20 protein-coding genes are annotated in these 19784 nt (G+C 38.6%); 15 read left to right on the forward strand and 5 right to left on the reverse strand.

Annotated elements, in window-relative coordinates; genetic code table 11:
- The first annotated feature begins 48 nt into the window (after positions 1–48).
- The 4 genes from sirA (at position 49) to AC0KUU_RS04090 (ending at position 4441) form a co-directional block, all read left to right on the forward strand.
- On the forward strand, positions 49–489 hold the full coding sequence (sirA, locus tag AC0KUU_RS04075) for a sporulation inhibitor of replication protein SirA (RefSeq protein ID WP_013084721.1): 441 nt from the start codon (positions 49–51) through the stop codon (positions 487–489).
- 90 nt (positions 490–579) lie between these two features.
- Positions 580–792, forward strand: a complete 213-nt coding sequence (locus AC0KUU_RS04080) for a YneF family protein (RefSeq protein WP_013058772.1) — start codon at positions 580–582, stop codon at positions 790–792.
- Positions 793–882: 90 nt separating this feature from the next.
- Positions 883–2646 (forward strand): ABC transporter transmembrane domain-containing protein, encoded by a 1764-nt coding sequence (locus AC0KUU_RS04085; protein ID WP_322552386.1) that lies wholly within the window; start codon positions 883–885, stop codon positions 2644–2646.
- Positions 2636–4441 (forward strand): ABC transporter ATP-binding protein, encoded by a 1806-nt coding sequence (locus tag AC0KUU_RS04090; protein ID WP_322552385.1) that lies wholly within the window; start codon positions 2636–2638, stop codon positions 4439–4441. Before AC0KUU_RS04085 ends, AC0KUU_RS04090 begins: the two co-directional genes overlap by 11 nt.
- 21 nt (positions 4442–4462) lie before the next feature.
- Here the strand turns inward: AC0KUU_RS04090 and AC0KUU_RS04095 are convergent, their stop codons facing one another.
- Complete coding sequence (locus tag AC0KUU_RS04095) at positions 4463–4639, reverse strand: aspartyl-phosphate phosphatase Spo0E family protein (RefSeq protein WP_013084718.1); 177 nt, start codon at positions 4637–4639, stop codon at positions 4463–4465.
- Between the two features lie 130 nt (positions 4640–4769).
- Here AC0KUU_RS04095 and AC0KUU_RS04100 point away from each other — a divergent pair, with 130 nt between their 5' ends.
- From AC0KUU_RS04100 to AC0KUU_RS04110, 3 genes are all read left to right on the forward strand, one after another.
- Entirely contained in the window at positions 4770–5477 is a 708-nt protein-coding gene (locus AC0KUU_RS04100) for a cytochrome c biogenesis CcdA family protein (protein WP_034649306.1), read from the forward strand.
- A 210-nt stretch (positions 5478–5687) separates the two neighbouring features.
- On the forward strand, positions 5688–6245 hold the full coding sequence (locus AC0KUU_RS04105) for a DUF2179 domain-containing protein (protein WP_013058767.1): 558 nt from the start codon (positions 5688–5690) through the stop codon (positions 6243–6245).
- Positions 6246–6349: 104 nt separating this feature from the next.
- Positions 6350–6841, forward strand: coding sequence for a CcdC family protein (locus AC0KUU_RS04110; protein WP_013058766.1), 492 nt, complete (start codon positions 6350–6352; stop codon positions 6839–6841).
- 31 nt (positions 6842–6872) lie between these two features.
- On the opposite strand, the gene AC0KUU_RS04115 is transcribed toward AC0KUU_RS04110, so the two are convergent.
- Positions 6873–7298 carry a DUF2621 domain-containing protein gene (locus AC0KUU_RS04115; RefSeq protein WP_013058765.1) on the reverse strand — a complete coding sequence of 142 codons (426 nt, stop codon included), beginning with the start codon at positions 7296–7298 and terminating at the stop codon, positions 6873–6875.
- Positions 7299–7574: 276 nt separating this feature from the next.
- On the opposite strand from AC0KUU_RS04115, the gene gabT reads away from it, so the two are divergent.
- The 3 genes from gabT (at position 7575) to AC0KUU_RS04130 (ending at position 11905) form a co-directional block, all read left to right on the forward strand.
- On the forward strand, positions 7575–8930 hold the full coding sequence (gene gabT, locus AC0KUU_RS04120; RefSeq protein ID WP_050689592.1) for a 4-aminobutyrate--2-oxoglutarate transaminase: 1356 nt from the start codon (positions 7575–7577) through the stop codon (positions 8928–8930).
- Positions 8931–9078: 148 nt separating this feature from the next.
- Positions 9079–10449, forward strand: coding sequence for a sigma-54 interaction domain-containing protein (locus AC0KUU_RS04125; protein ID WP_162214887.1), 1371 nt, complete (start codon positions 9079–9081; stop codon positions 10447–10449).
- Positions 10450–10480: 31 nt separating this feature from the next.
- Positions 10481–11905, forward strand: coding sequence for an NAD-dependent succinate-semialdehyde dehydrogenase (locus tag AC0KUU_RS04130; protein WP_043976581.1), 1425 nt, complete (start codon positions 10481–10483; stop codon positions 11903–11905).
- A gap of 36 nt (positions 11906–11941) precedes the next feature.
- Here AC0KUU_RS04130 and AC0KUU_RS04135 read toward each other — a convergent pair whose 3' ends face one another.
- Positions 11942–12184 carry a hypothetical protein gene (locus AC0KUU_RS04135; protein ID WP_043976583.1) on the reverse strand — a complete coding sequence of 81 codons (243 nt, stop codon included), beginning with the start codon at positions 12182–12184 and terminating at the stop codon, positions 11942–11944.
- A gap of 123 nt (positions 12185–12307) precedes the next feature.
- Here AC0KUU_RS04135 and AC0KUU_RS04140 point away from each other — a divergent pair, with 123 nt between their 5' ends.
- Positions 12308–12475, forward strand: coding sequence for a hypothetical protein (locus tag AC0KUU_RS04140; protein WP_014458527.1), 168 nt, complete (start codon positions 12308–12310; stop codon positions 12473–12475).
- 107 nt (positions 12476–12582) lie between these two features.
- On the forward strand, positions 12583–13077 hold the full coding sequence (locus AC0KUU_RS04145; RefSeq protein WP_340596585.1) for a metal-dependent hydrolase: 495 nt from the start codon (positions 12583–12585) through the stop codon (positions 13075–13077).
- 346 nt (positions 13078–13423) lie between these two features.
- Here AC0KUU_RS04145 and AC0KUU_RS04150 read toward each other — a convergent pair whose 3' ends face one another.
- Complete coding sequence (locus AC0KUU_RS04150; protein ID WP_322552384.1) at positions 13424–14656, reverse strand: ATP-binding protein; 1233 nt, start codon at positions 14654–14656, stop codon at positions 13424–13426.
- Positions 14657–14869: 213 nt separating this feature from the next.
- A complete protein-coding gene (locus tag AC0KUU_RS04155; RefSeq protein WP_165575856.1) occupies positions 14870–16297 on the reverse strand; it encodes a cryptochrome/photolyase family protein in 1428 nt (475 codons plus the stop codon).
- Between the two features lie 165 nt (positions 16298–16462).
- Between AC0KUU_RS04155 and AC0KUU_RS04160 the strand changes: the two genes are divergently transcribed.
- The 3 genes from AC0KUU_RS04160 (at position 16463) to AC0KUU_RS04170 (ending at position 19783) form a co-directional block, all read left to right on the forward strand.
- On the forward strand, positions 16463–17212 hold the full coding sequence (locus AC0KUU_RS04160; protein WP_473451536.1) for a hypothetical protein: 750 nt from the start codon (positions 16463–16465) through the stop codon (positions 17210–17212).
- A 251-nt stretch (positions 17213–17463) separates the two neighbouring features.
- The gene (locus AC0KUU_RS04165) at positions 17464–18156 is read left to right on the forward strand and encodes a copper homeostasis protein CutC (RefSeq protein ID WP_043976593.1); all 693 of its coding nucleotides are present in this window, start codon (positions 17464–17466) and stop codon (positions 18154–18156) included.
- A 262-nt stretch (positions 18157–18418) separates the two neighbouring features.
- Positions 18419–19783 (forward strand): aspartate aminotransferase family protein, encoded by a 1365-nt coding sequence (locus AC0KUU_RS04170; protein WP_016765332.1) that lies wholly within the window; start codon positions 18419–18421, stop codon positions 19781–19783.
- The last annotated feature ends 1 nt before the right edge of the window (position 19784 follow it).

Below are 19784 nucleotides of genomic sequence, written 5' to 3' on the forward strand. Positions count from 1 at the left end.
TTCGGTATAATGGTACAAAAAAGAACGAGCCGAAAGGGAGGATGAATCGTGAGAACGTATGAAGTATATTTAATGGAGGAAGAAGTTGCATCATCCTATTTTCGAAGAGAAAAGCTCATTTATCAGCTGCTGATTGAATATAGAATGAAACGTCACTTGCAGGAAACGCACTTACAAAAACAAGTTCATTACATTACTCGCCAACTGCCCATTTCATTTATTCAACGAGAATTGCTTCAGGCGTTTTCTCATTATCCTCATTTTTTTACTCATCAAGAGACGTTTGTGCTGGAATATCCTCATAAAAAAAGTCGAGCATCTATAAAATTAACGAATCGCTGTATAACAATTGAAGGAGATGGCAATGTTGATGCTGAGACAGCTTTTTTTGAAGTATTACGCAAGCTAGATCCTTGTTTTTTAGCAGTGAATTATGGAACGGATGAATACGGCTGGCTGAGGCCTGTGAAAACAAGAAAATTTGTGTAATTATTTAAGGAAATTGGAACGGAAATATTGTATAATAGCGTATGGTCTAGTACACTGTAAGTTAGACAACACGAAGGAGGAAGTAATACCATGGGAATGTATATTCTAGTTGGTGTTCTAGCATTAATTGTTGGGATAGCGCTAGGATTTTTCATTGCTCGTAAGTATATGATGAGCTATCTGAAGAAAAATCCACCAATTAATGAACAAATGTTAAAAATGATGATGATGCAAATGGGCATGAAACCATCGCAGAAAAAAATTAACCAAATGATGAAAGCAATGAACGGCCAAATTAAATAATGGTTAATTGGACAGACACTCTCTATTCAGAAGGGTGTCTTTTGTTTTATGATAGAGATAAGAAAATGGTTGTGGGGTTAGGGGGATACGATGAAAATTTTTCGAGAGTTATGGTGGTTTTTCAAACAGGAAAAAAAGTCTTACATAACGGGGATAGCGTTGCTCATTATTGTGGCAGCATTAGAACTTCTCCCGCCTAAAATTATTGGTTTAACGGTAGATGGCATTAAAGAAGGGACGCTGAATGGAAAGCGCTTAATGCAGATGGTTGGAATTTTGCTAGGAGCTGCTGTTGTGGCCTATTTCACAAGATACATATGGCGTATTATGATATTTGGTTCATCTGTTAAACTAGCCAAGCAGCTGAGAAATACCCTCTACACTCATTTTACCAAGATGAATCAGGCCTTTTATCAACGGCGGCGAATTGGGGATTTGATGGCCCATGCAACAAACGATATTCAAGCTATTCAACAAACTGCAGGTTCGGGCGTTTTGACACTCGTGGATTCCATTGTCACAGGAGGGCTTGTTCTATGCACAATGGCCCTCACAATCAGCTGGAAATTAACGCTTATTTGCCTTATTCCTATGCCGCTTATGGCCGTTTTAACGAGTTACTATGGTACATTGCTTCATGCGCGGTTTCATCACGCACAAGCAGCATTTTCTACTTTAAATGATAAGGTTCAAGAAAGCATTAGCGGAATTAAAGTCATTAAGACGTTTGGGGAAGAAGCAGCTGATGTCGAAGAATTTCGCATCAAGTCTGCAGATGTTGTGCAAAAGAACATGAAAGTAGCCCGAGTAGATGCATTGTTTGATCCGACCATTTCGATTATTGTAGCACTTTCTTTTTTACTTGCTCTTATTTTTGGCAGCAAGATGGTTATTAGTGAAGAGTTGACACTGGGGCAGCTTGTTACCTTTACAACTTATTTGGGCCTTCTTATTTGGCCGATGCTCGCGTTTGGCTGGCTATTTAACATTGTGGAACGAGGAAGAGCATCATATGACAGGGTATTTTCTTTATTAAAAGAAGAAAATTCGATTGAAGAAGCAGCGCATCCCAGTGTTGAAATACCAACAGGAAATATTGAAGCTGTTATTCAGAGGTTTTCGTATGGCAAAGAAAACGGATATACGTTAAACGAAATTTATTTTACACTTTCTCGCGGTCAAACGTTAGGTATTGTCGGAAAGACGGGAGCTGGGAAAACCACGCTTTTAAAGCTGCTGCTTCGTGAATTTGATGTAAGCGACGGAGCTGTTTTATGGGGAGGAAAAGACATTAAAGACTATGCTTTTGATTCATTGTACCAAAGCATTGGGTATGTTCCTCAAGATCACTTTTTGTTTTCAACAACAGTTGCTGATAATATCGCGTTTGGAAAAAAAGAAGCAAGCAATCAAGAAGTTAAAGAAGCGGCTAAAGTTGCCAATGTACATAGAGACATCCTCGATTTTACGGATGGCTATCAAACAATAGTAGGTGAAAAAGGCGTTTCGTTATCGGGTGGACAAAAACAGCGTATCTCGATTGCAAGAGCTCTTCTATTAGATCCTGAGCTTTTAATTTTAGACGACTCGCTATCAGCGGTAGATGGGAAAACGGAAGCGGGTATTTTACAAGCGCTGAAGCAGAAACGTCAAAATCGAACAACGATTATTACAGCGCATCGGCTGAGCTCGGTTACTCATGCAGACCTGATTCTTGTACTTGATAAAGGGAAAATTATTCAGCGAGGAACTCATGAGGAACTGCTTAGCGTGAGCGGCTGGTACCAGGATATGTACGATAGACAGCAGCTTGAACGTGCGGTAGAAGAAGGAGAGACGAAAAATGAAAATTGAGCATTCTTCGGTACATAAACGTCTGTTTCGCTATACAATTCCGCATAAAAAATCATTTTTTTTAGCGTTCACATTATTATTAATTGCTACGGCTGCGGATTTATTAGGGCCCATTTTGATTAAAATTTTCATTGACGATTATTTAACTCCTAAGTATTTGCCTCTTCAGCCTCTTGTGTGGCTTGCAAGCAGTTATTTGCTTTTACAGCTTTTAAAAATTTTCGTTCAATACTTTCAGCTTCTGCAGTTCCAAAAAATTGCGCTTCAAATTATTCAGCAGATTCGAATTGACGTTTTTTCTCATGTTCATCGCCTGGCTCTTCGCTTTTTTGACAACACGCCAACAGGAAGCCTGGTATCTCGAATTACAAATGACACGGAAGCCATGAAAGAAATGTTTGTGGAAGTCATCGCGGTTTTTATTCAAAATGGGGTATTTTTGGTCGGTATTTTTATAGCCATGTTTATGCTAGATGTGAAGCTGGCTTTTTATTGTTTAGTTCTTCTCCCGTTCATTTGGGGACTTATGAAGCTTTATCAGCATTACAGCGCTATTTACTACGGACAGCTTCGAGAAAAGCTAAGCCAGTTAAATGCCAAGCTTCATGAGTCTTTGCAAGGCATGTCTATTATTCAGTTATTTCGTCAAGAAAAGCGGCTGCGCTCGGAATTTGAAGAAATCAATGATGAGCATTACAAAGCGGGGATGCGCAATATTAAGTTAGATGGTTTGCTGCTAAGACCGGCAGTCGAAATTCTTTACATGTTAGCCGTTATTCTTGTGCTCAGTTATTTTGGTGTTTCCGTAGCTGACAGTCCTGTTAAAATTGGTGTTCTTTACGCGTTTATCAACTACTTGGATCGTTTTTTTGAGCCTGTTAATGAAATGATGCAGCGTCTCTCTATGTATCAGCAAGCGATGGTATCAGCCTCTCGGGTGTTTAACTTGATGGATGAAAAAGAAAAAAATCCAGTCATGACAGGAGAACAAAAGCAGGGGGTACAAAAAGGAACGGTAGAATTCAGAAACGTAACGTTTTCCTATGACGGTGTTCGAGATGTACTTTCTGATATATCGTTTACGGTAAACGAAGGAGAAACAGTGGCTTTAGTAGGCCATACGGGAAGCGGAAAAAGCTCCATCATTAATTTATTAATGCGTTTTTATGAGCAGCAAAAAGGAGACATTTTGATCGATAATAAACCGCTATCGTCTTTTTCAAATAAACAGCTTCGAGATGAGGTAGGGCTAGTGCTTCAAGATGCCTTTTTATTTGCAGATACCGTAAAACGAAATATTACGCTGCACGAAGACCATTTTTCTGATGAACAAGTAAAAGCAGCGGCGGAATTTGTGCAAGCTCATGCATTTATCGAAGCCCTTCCTAATAAGTATAATGAAGTGCTAGTCGAAAGAGGTTCCACTTTATCAAGCGGCCAGCGTCAGCTCTTAGCATTTGCAAGAACGGTCATCCGGAATCCTAAAATCCTTATTCTTGATGAAGCAACAGCACACATTGATACAGAAACAGAAGAAGCGATTCAAGAAGTGTTAAGAGATATGGGAAAAGGCCGTACAACAATTGCGATTGCCCATCGTTTATCCACTATTCAACACGCCGACTGTATTTTAGTACTGCATAAAGGAAAAATCGTCGAAAAAGGCACACATACTGAACTGCTAAACAAAGGCGGTTTGTACTATAATATGTATCAGCTTCAGCACAGTGAAAAAGAAGAGAATTTCAGCAAAGAAACAGGAGTAAAAGAGATTTATACAGAATTGATAGAGTGAAGGTAAAAAAAGAAACAACCTTCATGAAGAGGTTGTTTCTGTTGTTTGAGCAGGGAATTCATTGTAAACGTTTAATAAATGATCTAATTCTTGACTATGTTTAATAGCAGGTGGAGAGTTTAATCCACTTACTCGGACTATGCGGATGAGTTCTTCTCGTTTCTTTTCAATCGCTAATAGAATATCTTTTTTGGCCAATGCTATGTATCCCTTCTAACAAGTCGTTTACCTAATTATACAAGATAATGGTACTATTTGAAAGAAGTGAGATAAGACAATTTGGTTACAAAATGGTAACGAAAAAGAACAAAAAAGGGAAGTGGGAAATGTGGGAGATTTAAATTTGTTTTTGGCATTCGGCGCGGGGTTTTTATCGTTTATTTCACCCTGCTGTTTGCCTTTGTACCCAGCTTTTTTATCGTACATAACGGGAGTGTCAGTTAGCGAGTTAAAGGAAGGCGCTAAGTCACATCAGCGCAAAGCTTTTATTCACACAGCATTTTTTCTATTGGGGTTTTCTGTTATTTTCATTATGATTGGCTTTGCTACTTCTTTTATTGGTCAGTGGTTTTTTAACTATAAGGATTTAATTCGGCAGATTGGCGCTATTCTTATTATTTTCTTTGGTCTAGTTGTACTAGGAATTTTTAAGCCTCGAATTCTTATGCAGGAACACAAGCTTAAATTCGCAAATAAGCCGGCTGGACTCTTAGGTTCTTCTTTTATTGGTATGGCTTTTGCTGCCGGCTGGACTCCGTGTACGGGCCCTATTTTAGTATCGGTTATGGCCCTTGCAGCGACAAACCCAGGCTCCGGTCTTTTGTATATGATAGCTTATTCACTTGGGTTTTCTATTCCATTTTTTATTATGACGTTTTTTATCGGGAAAATGAACTGGTTAAAAAAACATATGAATTCCATGATGAAAGTTGGCGGATATGCAATGATTGGTATGGGATTTATTTTGTATTTTGACTGGATGACAAAAATTATTATTTATACAACGAGCGTATTTGGAGGGTTTACGGGCTTTTAAAAAGGGAAAATGATAAAAAAAAGAATCTGATAATTGGCAGATTCTTTTTATTTTTCAAAAGATAAAATAGTTACTTTTGCTCTTAGGAAATATACAAGAATATGATGTAAAAAATATATAGAAAAAATTTATTTTTACTATATCTTCTATAAATACGGAGTGATACAATGAAATCGTCATATTTTTAATTGTTAAAAAGAGGTGTATAAATTGAAAGATATTTTGTTAATCTTGCTTTTGCAACTGATCTATGTACCGATCTTGACGCTGCGCACAATTTTTTTAGTCAAAGGTATGAGTATGTATGCCTCGGTTTTTGGATTTGTTGAAGCGTTAATTTATGTATTCGGCTTATCTCTTGTATTTTCAGGAGATCAAAGCACGCTTGCTATGGTTGTATATGCAGTTGGGTTTGGAGTGGGAATTATTCTTGGAAGTTATATCGAATCTAGACTTGCTATCGGATATACAACATTCTTAGTTAACCTTATGACCAAAAATGAAGAGTTGATTAACCGCCTTCGACAAGAAGGTTTTGGTGTTACTGTTTATCAAGGAGAAGGAAGAGACAGTGCACGCTATAGATTAGACATTTTAACAAAAAGAAGTAGAGAAGAAGAGCTATTAGCATTCATTGAAGAATATGAGCCTCGTGCTTTCATTATTTCATACGAGCCGCGTAAATTTAAAGGCGGGTTCTTACTAAAAGCAATGAAAAAGCAAAAACAAAAGCAAAAAGCAAAAGCAGATATCACCTCTACTAAATAAAAACAGAAGAGATCCTCTTCTGTTTTTTTGTTGCACTTTTACTTCTGATGTTTTTTGGATTATAATATAAGTAAACACTAAACTATAGTAAAGGAAGGATTTCATTGGTTATTGCTTCAACACTTGTCGCAATTTTTATGGCTTCTTTCATATTAGTTGTTCGAATGAAAGCTGCTGATAAACCAACGAATGCAAAAAAAATTATACTCCCGCCTTTTTTTATGAGTACGGGAGCGTTAATGTTTATCTTTCCAATGTTTCGAGTAACGGGTGCAGAACTGCTTGAGGCGTTAATAGCAGGCATGATTTTCTCAATCCTGTTAATTAAAACGTCTAAATTTGAAATTCGTGACGATCATATTTACTTGAAGCGTTCAAAAGCTTTTGCATTCATTATTATTGGTTTGCTTATTATTCGAATTGCAATGAAAATATATTTAAGTTCTTCAATTGATGTTGGCCAGCTTGGCGGTATGTTCTGGATTTTAGCATTTGGTATGATTGTACCTTGGCGTATTGCTATGTACACATCGTACAAAAAGCTCGAACGAAAGCTGCATAATGATCGTCTTGCTAATACAACGATATTAAACTAAAAAAGGTGGCTGCGCAGCCACCTTTTTTAGTTTAAAATAAATGCTGATAAGGGACGGCATCTATTTTTTGCTTTTTTAATGTTTTTAATAAAAATTTATGATCACGTTTAGGCGTAGCTAAAATGTATCCGCGTACGATTAAGTCTTCCGTTATAGAGGCTGCTTGTTCCTCAATTGCGAGTTCCCCAATTTTTCCCGCGATTTTTTGTTTGGCTACATCGCGAAATAGTTCAGGTACTGGTTCAACAAGAACGTTTAATAGCTGCTTTTGATCCGCTGACCAAAGGTGGACGGTTTTGGAAAGATAGTGATCTTGCCAATCAAGCTCAGACATGCCGTCTTCTTTTGGTAAGCGCTTTAAAAATTTCCTAAACATAAAAAATCCGCCGATAGCAAACATGCTCATTAAAAAGACCACCCAAAATAAAATAACCCATAAAAACCAGCCCTCTAGCATATTTTTCACTCCTTTATAAAGAGGTCAATCCTAACATTACTATATTTATACATTTATTATAAAAGCCTTGTTCCTTTTATGGCAATATAAAATTCCTGTACTTTGTGCGAGGGGAAAGTCTTTTTTGACTCATCAATAAGTTTATATAGACTTATTGATGAGTCAAATATCGTTAGAATTATCTAAAAATGCTTATTTTTCAGCTTTTTAAAAGTTGGCACGTTTTTTGCATATAAACTAATTGAAGAATTATTTAATATGAGAGGAAGATAAAAAATGAGTCAAACTTTTAGCAAAGTAGCAACAAATTTACCGGGAGAAAATGCAAAGCAATTATTAGATAGAAGACACCGTGCCATTCCGAAAGGTGTAAGTTATGGCATTCCGACATTTGCTGATACGGCTGAAGGGGCGATCGTTAAAGATGTCGATGGCAATACGTTTATTGATTTCGTAGGCGCAATTGGCACAATCAATGTAGGACACAGTCACCCAAAAGTAAAAGAAGCGCTTCACAAACAAGTAGACCGTTTTATTCACACGGGATTTAACGTAATGATGTATGAGTCATACGTAGAGCTTGCAGAAAGATTAGCAGCAATTGCACCGGGTGAATTTGACAAGAAAGTATTACTTTTAAATAGCGGAGCAGAAGCTGTAGAAAACGCAGTGAAAATTGCTCGTAAATATACAAAGCGCCAAGGAATTATTTCCTTTAACCGCGGTTTCCATGGTCGTACATTAATGACAATGACAATGACAAGTAAAGTAAAACCATATAAATATGAATTTGGACCGTTTGCTCCTGAAGTATACAAAGCTCCATATCCTTATGAGTATCGCCGTCCACAAGGGTTATCAGTTGAAGCATACGAAGATTTCATGATTACAGAATTCAAAAACTTCTTAAATACAGAAGTAGCACCGGAAACGATTGCAGCTGTTGTAATGGAGCCGATTCAAGGTGAAGGTGGTTTCATTGTTCCAGGTAAACGTTTTGTGCAAGAAGTGTATCAATTATGTAAAGAGCACGGAATTTTATTTGTATCAGATGAAATTCAAGCAGGATTTGCACGTACAGGCCGCTACTTCGGTATTGAACATTTTGACGTTGAGCCTGATTTAATTACGGTATCAAAATCACTAGGAGCTGGCGTACCAATCAGCGGTGTCATTGGCCGTGCTGAAATCATGGATGAATCTAATCCTGGTGAGCTTGGCGGAACGTATTGCGGAAGTCCTCTTGGATGTGAAGCAGCTTTAGCTGTACTTGATATCATTGAAGAAGAAAAGCTAAATGAACGCGGTGAGTACCTTGGAAAAGTGGTAACATCACGATTTGAAAAACTAGCAGAAAAATATGACTGTATCGGTGATATTCGCGGATTAGGAGCGATGTCTGCGATTGAGCTTGTGAAAGACCGTGAAACAAAAGAAGCAGACAAAGAGCTTACACAGCGCATCGTGAAAGAAGCAAACAACCGTGGATTATTACTGCTTAGCGCAGGAGTATTTGGAAACGTTCTTCGTATCTTAATGCCGATTGTTATTACAGATGAGCAGCTGGAAGAAGGCTTAGCTATTTTTGAAGCAGCACTAGAAGCAAGCGTACAGCAAACGGTTGAAGTGTAAGTGGAATTGAGGCATGAGTGAAGAGAGAACTCTTCACTCATTCTTCATGAATCACAAAGAATGGGTATGTTTGGACACTCTATTTATAGATTTTTCATTTTCTGATAAAATAAAATAATAATTATTTTTTGACGAAAAGGTGATTCAAATGACCATTCATAAAAAGCATATTCAGCAAATTAACGACGAACTTTACGATATATTTGAGTCATCATTTGATGAAATCTTCGTAACTGATGCAAATGGATATGTGTTAGTTGTAAATTCAGAGTGTGAAAAAAACTATGCTTTGAAAGTGGAAGATTTTATTGGGAAGCACGTAAAAGAACTGCAGGAAATGGGTATTTTTTATCCTTCGGCCACGCTAAAAGTGATTGAATCTAATCAAGCAATTGAATTGGTTCAAAAAACAAACTCCGGCCGGTATCTTCACGTGCGGACAAGGCCGGTATTTACAAACGACGGGCATTTAAAAAGCGTTATTAGCTATTCTCGGGATCTCACAGACTTAATGGAATTAAAACGAAAAGTAGAAGAGATGGAAGAACAGCTTGAAAACTATAAAAAAGAGTTAAACGAATCCGTGGATTTAGAAGGCATCGTGACAAAAAGTGAAGCGATGAAAAAAGTTTTTTCAACCATTCAACGAGTTGCTTCCGTAAATACAACCGTTCTTTTACTTGGAGAAACAGGGGTAGGAAAAAGCAGAGTGGCAAAACTGCTTCACCAGCTTAGTACAAGAAAACAGCAGCCGTATCATGAGCTTAATTGTGCAGCGCTTCCTGAACAGCTTATTGAATCAGAGCTATTTGGCTATGAAGGCGGTACGTTCACTGGAGCATTTCGAGAAGGGAAAAAAGGGATCATTGAGCTTTCAAACGAAGGCACGCTTTTTCTAGATGAGATTGGTGAACTTTCTCTTTCAGCACAAAGTAAGTTGCTCCACGTGCTGCAAGACCGTACAATTCGTCCCGTGGGCTCAACAAGAGCAGTATCAATAGACGTACGAATTATTGCTGCTACGAATCAAAATCTAGAACAAATGGTGGAAGAAGGAAAGTTTAGACGTGATTTGTACTATCGACTTAATGTAGTGCCGATTACCATTCCTCCTTTACGAGAGCGAAAAGAAGATATTCTGCCGCTTGTCTATCAGTTTCTTCACCATTTTAATACGGTATACGAACGTAATGTACGTTTATCACCAAAGGCGTTAGATGCGTTTTTAGGACAAGAATGGAAAGGAAACGTTCGTGAAGTGGAAAATATCATTGAGCGTCTGGTTGTTACAGGGGAAGAAATGATTACGCTTAAAGATTTGCCTTTTGCAAAAGAGTTTGCTATCGATCCACCTGTGCATACGCTTCCTGAAATGATTGAACATGTGGAAAAAGAGATGGTCATAAAGGCGTTTGAACAGCATAGGTCGTCTTACAAAGTAGCAGAACAGCTTGGTATTAGCCAATCGCAAGCCAGTCGTAAAATTCGAAAGTACGTTTCGGACAGCACAGAATATTGAGTAGATAAATTTAAGCAGGGAGTGAAGAAATATGAAGCAAGCAAACTTATATATTAACGGAGAATTTGTTTCAGCAAATGATACATATGAAGTGGTAAATCCAGCAACAAATGAAGTAGTGGCTGCTGTTGCAAAAGGTGGAGAAAAAGAAGCGAAGCTAGCAGCAGATGCTGCCTATGAAGCGTTTCAAACATGGTCTAAAAAAACAGCAGAAGAGCGCGGTAAATTATTATTTAAATGGCATCAGCTGATCGAAGAACACACGGATGAACTTGCTGAAATAATGACAGTTGAGCAAGGTAAGCCTCTTAAAGAAGCAAAAGGTGAAATTGGCTATGCCAACGGATTTGTTTCATGGTACGCAGAAGAAGGCAAGCGCATTTACGGAGAAACAATTCCAGCTTCTTCTCCTAATAAACGATTATTTGCTCATAAGCAGCCTGTGGGAGTCATGGCAGCTATTACGCCTTGGAACTTCCCGGCAGCTATGATTACGCGTAAAGTAGCGCCAGCTTTAGCAGCTGGATGTACAGCGGTTATTAAACCCGCAGAACAAACGCCACTAACGGCTCTTCGACTAGCAGAGCTTGCACAAGAAGCGGGTATTCCAAAAGGCGTAATTAATGTAGTTACGGGAGATGCAAAAGCGATTGGAGAAGCGTGGCTTCAAGATGGACGTGTACGTAAACTATCGTTTACGGGCTCTACAGAAGTAGGTAAACTGTTAATGCGCGGAGCAGCTGATACGGTTAAAAAAGTGTCTTTAGAGTTAGGCGGACACGCTCCGTTTATCGTAACAGCAAATGCTGATTTAGATAAAGCAGTAACAAATGCAATTGCTTCTAAATTCCGCAACGCTGGTCAAACATGCGTATGTACAAACCGCATCTACGTGCACGAATCTGTTGCTAAACCGTTCGCAGAGCAGTTTGCAGCGGCTGTTAGTCAGCTGAAAGTCGGAAACGGCTTAGAAGAAGGTACGGATATCGGACCTTTAATCGATGAAAAAGCGTTAGCAAAAGTAAAGCGCCACTTAGATGATGTTGTAGCAAAAGGCGGAAACGTCTTAACTGGAGGGGCTGTACGCGAAGAGGGAAGCGGACTGTTTGTTGAACCTACGGTTGTAGATGGCGCAACGGACGATATGCTTTGTATGTACGAGGAAACATTCGGGCCAATTGCTCCAATTGCGACGTATCAAACAGAAGAAGAAGTTATTCGCCGTGCAAATAACTCGCCTTACGGATTAGCGGCCTATGTGTTCACTGAAAATATTTCAGAAGCTATTCGTATTGCTGAAGCTTTAGAATATGGTATTGTAGGGCTAAATGATGGACTACCTTCTACACCACAAGCGCCGTTTGGCGGCTTTAAAGAAAGTGGACTTGGACGTGAAGGCGGACATTACGGAATTGAAGAATATTTAGAAGTAAAATATATTTCTTTAGGCTTTTAACAAAAAGTGATTTCGCTTTCCTGCGAAATCACTTTTTTAGTAATAGTACACGTGGGGAATTTGTGCATGTATGGATTGGAAATTCATAAATAAAAAACAAAATTCTTCTAGAGTACAGCATTCGAGATCTTCGCAATCGTGAGAGTTAAAAAAATCTTCAAGTATAGCTGCCTCCACGTCTTTAAATAACCAGTGATGTTCAACATCCTCGAAATTGCCGTGATAAACCTCACTTAACCCATAGAAGTCGAATATATCTTCCAGCTGCTTCTGTTGCATAGCCATCCCTCCTCTTCCTAGTATAAGAAAAAGAAAGAGATATTAAACAAGCCGTCATACTACTTTGTTTTTTTTATAAAATCTCGTATAGTTAATAGTAATGACAAGCAAAGGAGTTTCGGTATGTTTACATATATCACGTTATTTGGTTTTCTTGGATTCGCTGTGTATTCGAGTACGTGGATTTATTCTATCGTCAAAAAAGATGGAAGAGCAAAGAAAAATGGAAAGGGTACTCTTATTAGTTTTCTTGTGATGCTTATCGGGTTAGTCGGTCTGCAGCTTACGTAATCATAGATTATTTTGACATTTTTACCACCTTCACTTATAGTTAACGTTGGGCGAACGTATGTGTGATTTTGATCACAGTGCTTGCCTTAAGTTGAAAAAGAAAGAAGGTGGCATATTTGAGATATCACACACATATTGCAACATCGATTGCTGCCGGTGCCGGCGTGGCTATAACAGGATACGCTTCGTTTACATTTCCTTATGTTGTAGGCATCGCGATTGGAGCACTGCTTCCTGATATTGATGAACCAAATTCATATATTGGTAGAAGATCTCTTGGTCTCGCAAAAATAATTAAATCTATTTTTGGACACCGAGGTATTACGCATTCTATTCTTGCAAGCGGACTTATTTTTTATTTACATACGATGTATGACAACGACTTTACATTAGGAATAGCCTATGGATACGCTTTTCATATTCTTGGAGATTTCTTTTCTAAACGAGGGGTACCTTTTTTCTCACCTCTTAGCAAGAAGAAGTTTAAGCCTCCTTTAACATATGAAACAGGCAGCGGAGCAGAGACTCTTATCTTTTACCTGGCAGTGATAGGAAGTTTCTATATGCTTTATAAGTATCAGCTGTACAGCCAGCTGTTTTAAAGGAAAAAGAGGCTGGGATAAAAGTATGTTAGCCAAGATAAATAACGAACTATTGATCAAAATATTTGATTGGTGGTTCGTTTTTTATTGGAATGGTGAACGTAGGTCTTATCTGTTTAGTTGCTTCTAGCAGTTGATTGGAGGGCAAGGCGAAGACTCCTGCGGGAAAAGCGGCCTAGATGAGACCCCGCAGGAGTCTAGCGACGAGGGGGCTTGTCTAGGCCCCGCGGAAAGCGAAACCTTGTACGGATATCAGCAGCGGTGTAAAAGGCCATTTATACTAGAGCATTTATCTAATTCGTTCGTCTTTAAATGGAAGTGATTTAGTTATGTCTCAGCCTCTCTTTTAGGCTTCCACTACGTAAAGTTCAGTCGTTTTCATAGGAAGGGTAATGGTAATACTTGTGCCATCATTTTTTTCACTGGATACATGAAAAAAACCATTATGTTCGTTAATAATTTTGTTGCAAATTGTTAGTCCCAGGCCTATTCCTCGTTCTTTTGTTGTATAAAAAGGCTCTCCTATATGAGGAATACGCTTTGAATCAATTCCACATCCATTGTCTTTTATCACAATGCACAGCGTTTCTCTAGCTGATTTTTCAATCGATACCGCCAGCTTGCCGCCGCTTTCCATCGAATCAATGGCATTTTGTATAATATGAATAAATACTTGGGTTAGCTGTGTTTTTTGCCCACTAACGAGCAGAGGATGTTCTTTTGGATAATGACGGAAGATGTGGATGTTTTTAACTCCAGTAGCCGGTTCAAATTGCTTTAATACCTCATCTAACAAGTCGGTAATAACAAGGTTGTCTGTATATACGTATTCTTGTTTAGCTAAACTCATAAACTCTGTGATGATATGTTCAATTTGTGAAAGTTCATGCTGAATGAGATCTCGATAAATCATTGTTTTCTTCGGCTGCTGTGTCTCACTGAACAGTTGTATAAATCCTTTAATGGTTGTCAAAGGATTTCTAACCTCGTGTGCGATACTTGCAGCAAGGTGACCAATGACAGAAAGTTTTTCTGAATTTCGGATCTTTTTCTCTGCTTGTCTTTTTTCTGTTACGTCTCGTGAGACAAATACAAACCCTTCGATTTCTCCAGTGGATGTGATAATTGGAGCGCCTTTACATTCTAATAAAACGATGGTGCCGTTCACATGAAACTTTCGGTATTCAAATGTAGAGGCGTCTTTTGTTTTGCTCATGTTAGCTAAAATAGTCGAGATTATGTGTTTGTCTTCGGGATACGCATTGATAAGCACATGTTGTCCAATAAGTTCATCAGGATAAACGCCTAACGTTTTAGCGTAAGAAGGAGAAGCGTATTCATAAATGCCATCTTCAGTAAGAGCACATACTAAATCATGGGTATGAGATAAAATAGCTTGATGCTTTGGTTCATTATTATCCGTAATGATTCGATCTTTTAATGGATAAAAAAGCTGATCTTCTTGATTGATGAAGGTGTGCCGAACTTGAGTACCGCACATTCTGCAAAAATTATAATCTTCCTTATAGTTACAAGAAGGACAAACGGGCATCGAATCACTCCAATCAGATCTATGCAATGAGAGAGTTCCCCAGCATATATAATCATTATTATATATTCAAATTATAGGAAAAAATATGAAAAATCAAATGTGCTATAGAGAGGAGAATTGGGCTTGAAAACCCTATAAAAAGATTTCAAATACATGTTTTTAGTTGCAAATAGATAAGAAAGGGAATTTTTTACACGTTTAAAAAATTCAGCATATCAAATAAGAGGTAAATCACGCCTCTTATTTGATATGCTGATAATGCTCTAGAGCTCGCTCTCTAGCTGCTTTATGATCGACAATTGGAGCCGGGTATGTTTTATTAAGTGTAACGTTTGCTTTTTCTAATACGTCTGCTGGGGCCTCCCAAGGTTTATGAATATAAGAAGATGGAATATCTTTAAGTTCTGGAAGCCACTTTTTAATATATTCTCCTTCTTTATCAAATTTTTCTGATTGAGTAATTGGATTAAAAATACGAAAATATGGCGCGGCGTCTGCACCCGAGCCTGCAACCCACTGCCAGCCCATTGTGTTATTAGCTAAATCTGCGTCTACTAAGGTATCAAAAAACCAATTTGCTCCGTGTTTCCAATGAATTAAAAGGTGCTTTACTAAAAAGGAAGCAGCTACCATTCGAACTCGATTGTGCATAAAACCTGTTTCCCACAGCTCCCGCATTCCGGCATCGACAAGGGGATAGCCGGTTTTTCCATTTTTCCAAGCTTGAAGCTCTTCATTGCCGTCAGCCCACTGAAATTGATTGAATTTTTCATTAAGCGGTTCAGTTGTAGTGTGCGGGAAATGATAAAGCAGCTGATAAGCAAAATCTCTCCATATAAGTTGACGAATAAACATTTCAGCTTGCTGTTCAAAAGCATCAGAACCTACTTTTTCAGCTTTAGTTCTCAAATAATGATAAAGAACTCGAGCCGAGAGCTGTCCTGTAGCCAAATAAGGAGATAGAAATGAATTTAATGCTTCAGAAGGAAAATCTCGTCCTTTTTCATAATGAAGCAGCTTATTCTTTGAAAACGTTTTGAGCACATTAATAGCGCCTTTTTCCGTAGCTTCCCACGTCGACTTAATCGTTTCATCCCACGGTATGCTTGGAAGTAAATCAAGATCTGAGACTGAAAGAGATTCAACCGGTTTAGAGAAGGCCTGTATGGAAGTAACTTTTTTTACAGCAGAAGATACTGAATGTTTTTGAGAAGCTTTATAGTAAGCTGTAAACACTTTATAAGGATCTCCATTTTCTTTTGTGATTTTCCAAGGTTCATGAAGGAGAAACCCCTCAAATGTGCGAATATTTATTTGTTGCTTTGAAAAAAAAGCTTGAAGCTCTTTATCTCTTTTTAGCGCATGTGGTTCATAGCGTCTATTCCAATAAATATCTTGTGCATTCGTTTCATGGAGTAATTTTTGCAACACATCTTTAGGGTTTCCTTTTTGTACAATCAGCGTTCCTTTTATTTTTTCGATTGAGGTTTTAAAGTCATTCAGCGCATGGTGAAGCCACCATTTACTTGCACTTCCCATTGAGCTTTCTTCATAGTCGTCATGGATATAAACAGGTACAACCATTCCTTCTTTAGCTGCGTGAAATAGAGCTGGGTTATCAACCAGCCGAAAATCTTTTCGAATCCATACGATAATGGTTTTATTCATCATGTGCCACCTTTCTATCTGCATTTTGCCTCGATTATAGCTTTTTTCTTATACGTTCTACAATTTTGAATGTGTAGAAGGCCTATTTTCTTATGGACGAATTTCAGATTGATGGTAAAAAGAATAACGTAAACAGAGTAAGAGAATGGGAAGGAGCCCTTAAAAATGAGAAATTCGTATGGAATGAAACAAACCGGACAACCGATATCCAATCCATATATGCAAGCAGCACCTAAACCTGCTAAAATGCCGCCTATGCCTTCTGCAAAAGAAATGCAGGCAATGCCGATGCAAGAAGGCGCAAATCAAATGCCAATCCACGGAGAAATGCCGCAGATGAAAGATTCAATGTCGTCGATGCATGGAGGAATGAATCAAATGCCAATGCAAGGCGGAATGCCGCCGATGCAAAAAGAAATGAATCAAATGCCAATGTACGGAGAGCTACCGCCAATGCATGAAGGAATGGGGCAAATGCCGATGCAAGACGGAATGCCGATGCACGGAGGAATGGGTCAAATGCCGATGCAAGGAGGGATGCCGCCAATGCACGGAGGAATGTGCCAAATGCCGATGCAAGGTGGAATGCCGCCAATGCAAGGAATGGGTCAAATGCCGATGCAAGGTGGAATGGCGCCGATGCAAGGAATGGGTCAAATGCCGATGCAAGGTGGAATGCCGCCAATGCACGGAGGAATGGGTCAAATGCCGATGCAAGGTGGAATGCCGCCAATGCACGGAGGAATGGGTCAAATGCCGATGCAAGGTGGAATGCCGCCAATGCACGGAGGAATGGGCCAAATGCCGATGCACGATTGCGGATGCCGCGATTTCTCAGCACCCGTTGGGCATCAGCAGCCTCATTCTTTAAATGATTGGATGTTCATGCAACAAACAAATCCACGTTCTTTTTAATAAACCCTTTACCCTAGATAAAAGGGATGTATTTTTGAATCTTTAGTATAAATATAGAATTTTATTAATTGAAACGTCATGAGAAAAAGAATAGTTCTTACTCTTTTTCCATGACATTCAATTTTTTGAAAATATTAATCACATCTTTTGGGTGTTTTCTTACATAAGAGAGTTTGGTAGAGTTTTTTAAGTATAAATACAGGGAAAAGAAGGCAAAAGCTCTATATTAAAGGGGAAAGGGTGTTTTTAGAATGATATTAGAAGTCACAGCTGCAACCTTACATGATGCTAAAGTTGCCCAGGAACATGGTGCCGATCGTATAAGCCTTGTAACTGGAATCGGTGAAGGCGGCTTAACCCCAAGCTACGGTTTGATGAAAAAAGTGAAAGAAACGATACATATCCCAATATTTGTGATGATTCGTCCACATAATCAATCTTTTCAATATGATGAAGACGATTTGCAAACAATGATTGAAGATATTAAATATGCAAGAGAAATTGGCATTGATGGAATTGAAATAGGCTGTTTAACAGAAGACAAAATTATTGATGAGCAAGCTTTAAAGCGACTGCTCGATGCGGCAGGAGAAATGAATGTAACGTTCCACTTAGCATTTGATGAAATCAGTGATCAAGAAAAGGCGCTTGAAACGCTTTTAAGCTATAAGCAAATTCAGCGTGTCATGACTTCGGGAGCGGATAAAAGTGCGCTAAACGGTATTCCTCATATTAAAAAACTGTTAAGAAGAATGAAAGATAAAGATATTATTTTAATCGGGACAAAAGGGCTGAAACCTGAAAATCTTCAAGCGTTCTTATCCGTTACTCCCGTGAAAGAAATTCGTATTGGTTCAGGGGTTCGAGTGAATTGTCAATATACGAAACCGCTTGACCCAAGGAGTGTAAAAGCTGCAAAAGAAACGATGAATAAACAAAAGTAACAGAAGTGCTACAAGAAATTGTAGCACTTTTTTATTTGGAAATAGAAAGGGACTTATTACATAGTTTTCCCTAAATGGAAAACATCATAAAACCCTGTGAATCCTTGATACATAAGAGAAATGCTGTGTTTTTTCGACTTTAGAGTGAAATAGGAATAATTTCATATTTTCAGAATAATCATTGACAGTGATAATCATTATCATTTATTGTTGTAATTGTTAATGAAAATCATTATCAATTGAATAAACAGGAGGATATGATATGTCAACGTCAACGAAACAACTTACATCAAACGAAATGCTGCTTGCTATGCAAAATGAACGTGAATCCAATGCAAGGTCTTATCCTAGACGCCTTCCTATTGCAATTAAACAAGCAAAAGGCGCCGTAATCACGGATATGGATGGAAAAGAATATATTGATTGTTTAGCAGGAGCCGGCACGCTTGCTCTGGGTCATAACCATTACGTAGTCCATGAAGCAATACAAGACGTTTTAGCAAAATCTATTCCTTTACATACATTAGATTTAACAACGCCTGTGAAAGAAGCTTTTATCGATGAAGTATTTGCTAGTTTGCCAGAACAATTTGCAAACAAAGCGAAAATACAGTTTTGCGGTCCAACTGGAGGAGACGCAATTGAAGCGGCTTTGAAGCTTGTAAAAACAGCAACAGGTAACCGAACGATTTTATCTTTTCAAGGGGGATATCACGGCTCCACGCACGGAACGTTAAGCATCAGCGGTACAACGAGTCCCAAAAAGCATATTCATGCGCTAGTGCCCGATACCCATTTTCTACCTTATCCATATGAATATCGCTGCCCGTTTGGCGTAGGTGCTGAAGGTCACACGTACATTAGTACGTACATTGAAAATATGCTGGATGACCCTGAAAGCGGAATTGTTACTCCGGCGGGTGTTGTAGTAGAAATTGTACAAGGAGAAGGAGGCTCTGTTCCGGCGCCGATTCCATGGTTAAAAGAGCTTCGCAGAATCACAAAAGAACGAAACATTCCGCTTATTGTCGATGAAGTTCAAACTGGAATTGGACGAACAGGAAAGCTGTATGCATTTGAGCACGCTGATATTCAACCGGATGTATTAGTGCTATCTAAAGCAATTGGAGGCAGCCTTCCTTTATCAGTCGTTCTATATGATAAAAAGCTGGATCAATGGGAAGCGGGTGCACATATCGGCACCTTTAGAGGAAATCAGCTTGCGATGGCTACAGGACAAGCCACTCTGCAATTTATAAAACAAGAAAACTTACCTGCACATGCTCATGAATTAGGAGCTTATATTCAGAGTCAGCTAAAGCATATTCAAAAGCAAGTATTCTCAATTGGTGATGTACGCGGAAGAGGTTTGATGCTGGGCATTGAAATCATAGACGCAACAAAGCCGGCTAATAAAATCGGCAGTCATCCTGCAAACGGTGAGTTAGCTAAGCTGATCCAAAAAGAATGTTTCGACAGAGGCGTCATTTTAGAAGTGGGTGGAAGACATGGTGCTGTTATTCGTCTGCTTCCTCCATTAATTTTAACGAAACAACAAACCGATGAAGTGTTAACAAGATTTGAAGAAGCGATAAAAGCAGCAGAAGAGAAGTGGGTGAATAAATAAA

Source organism: Priestia sp. ST2 (assembly GCF_055810735.1).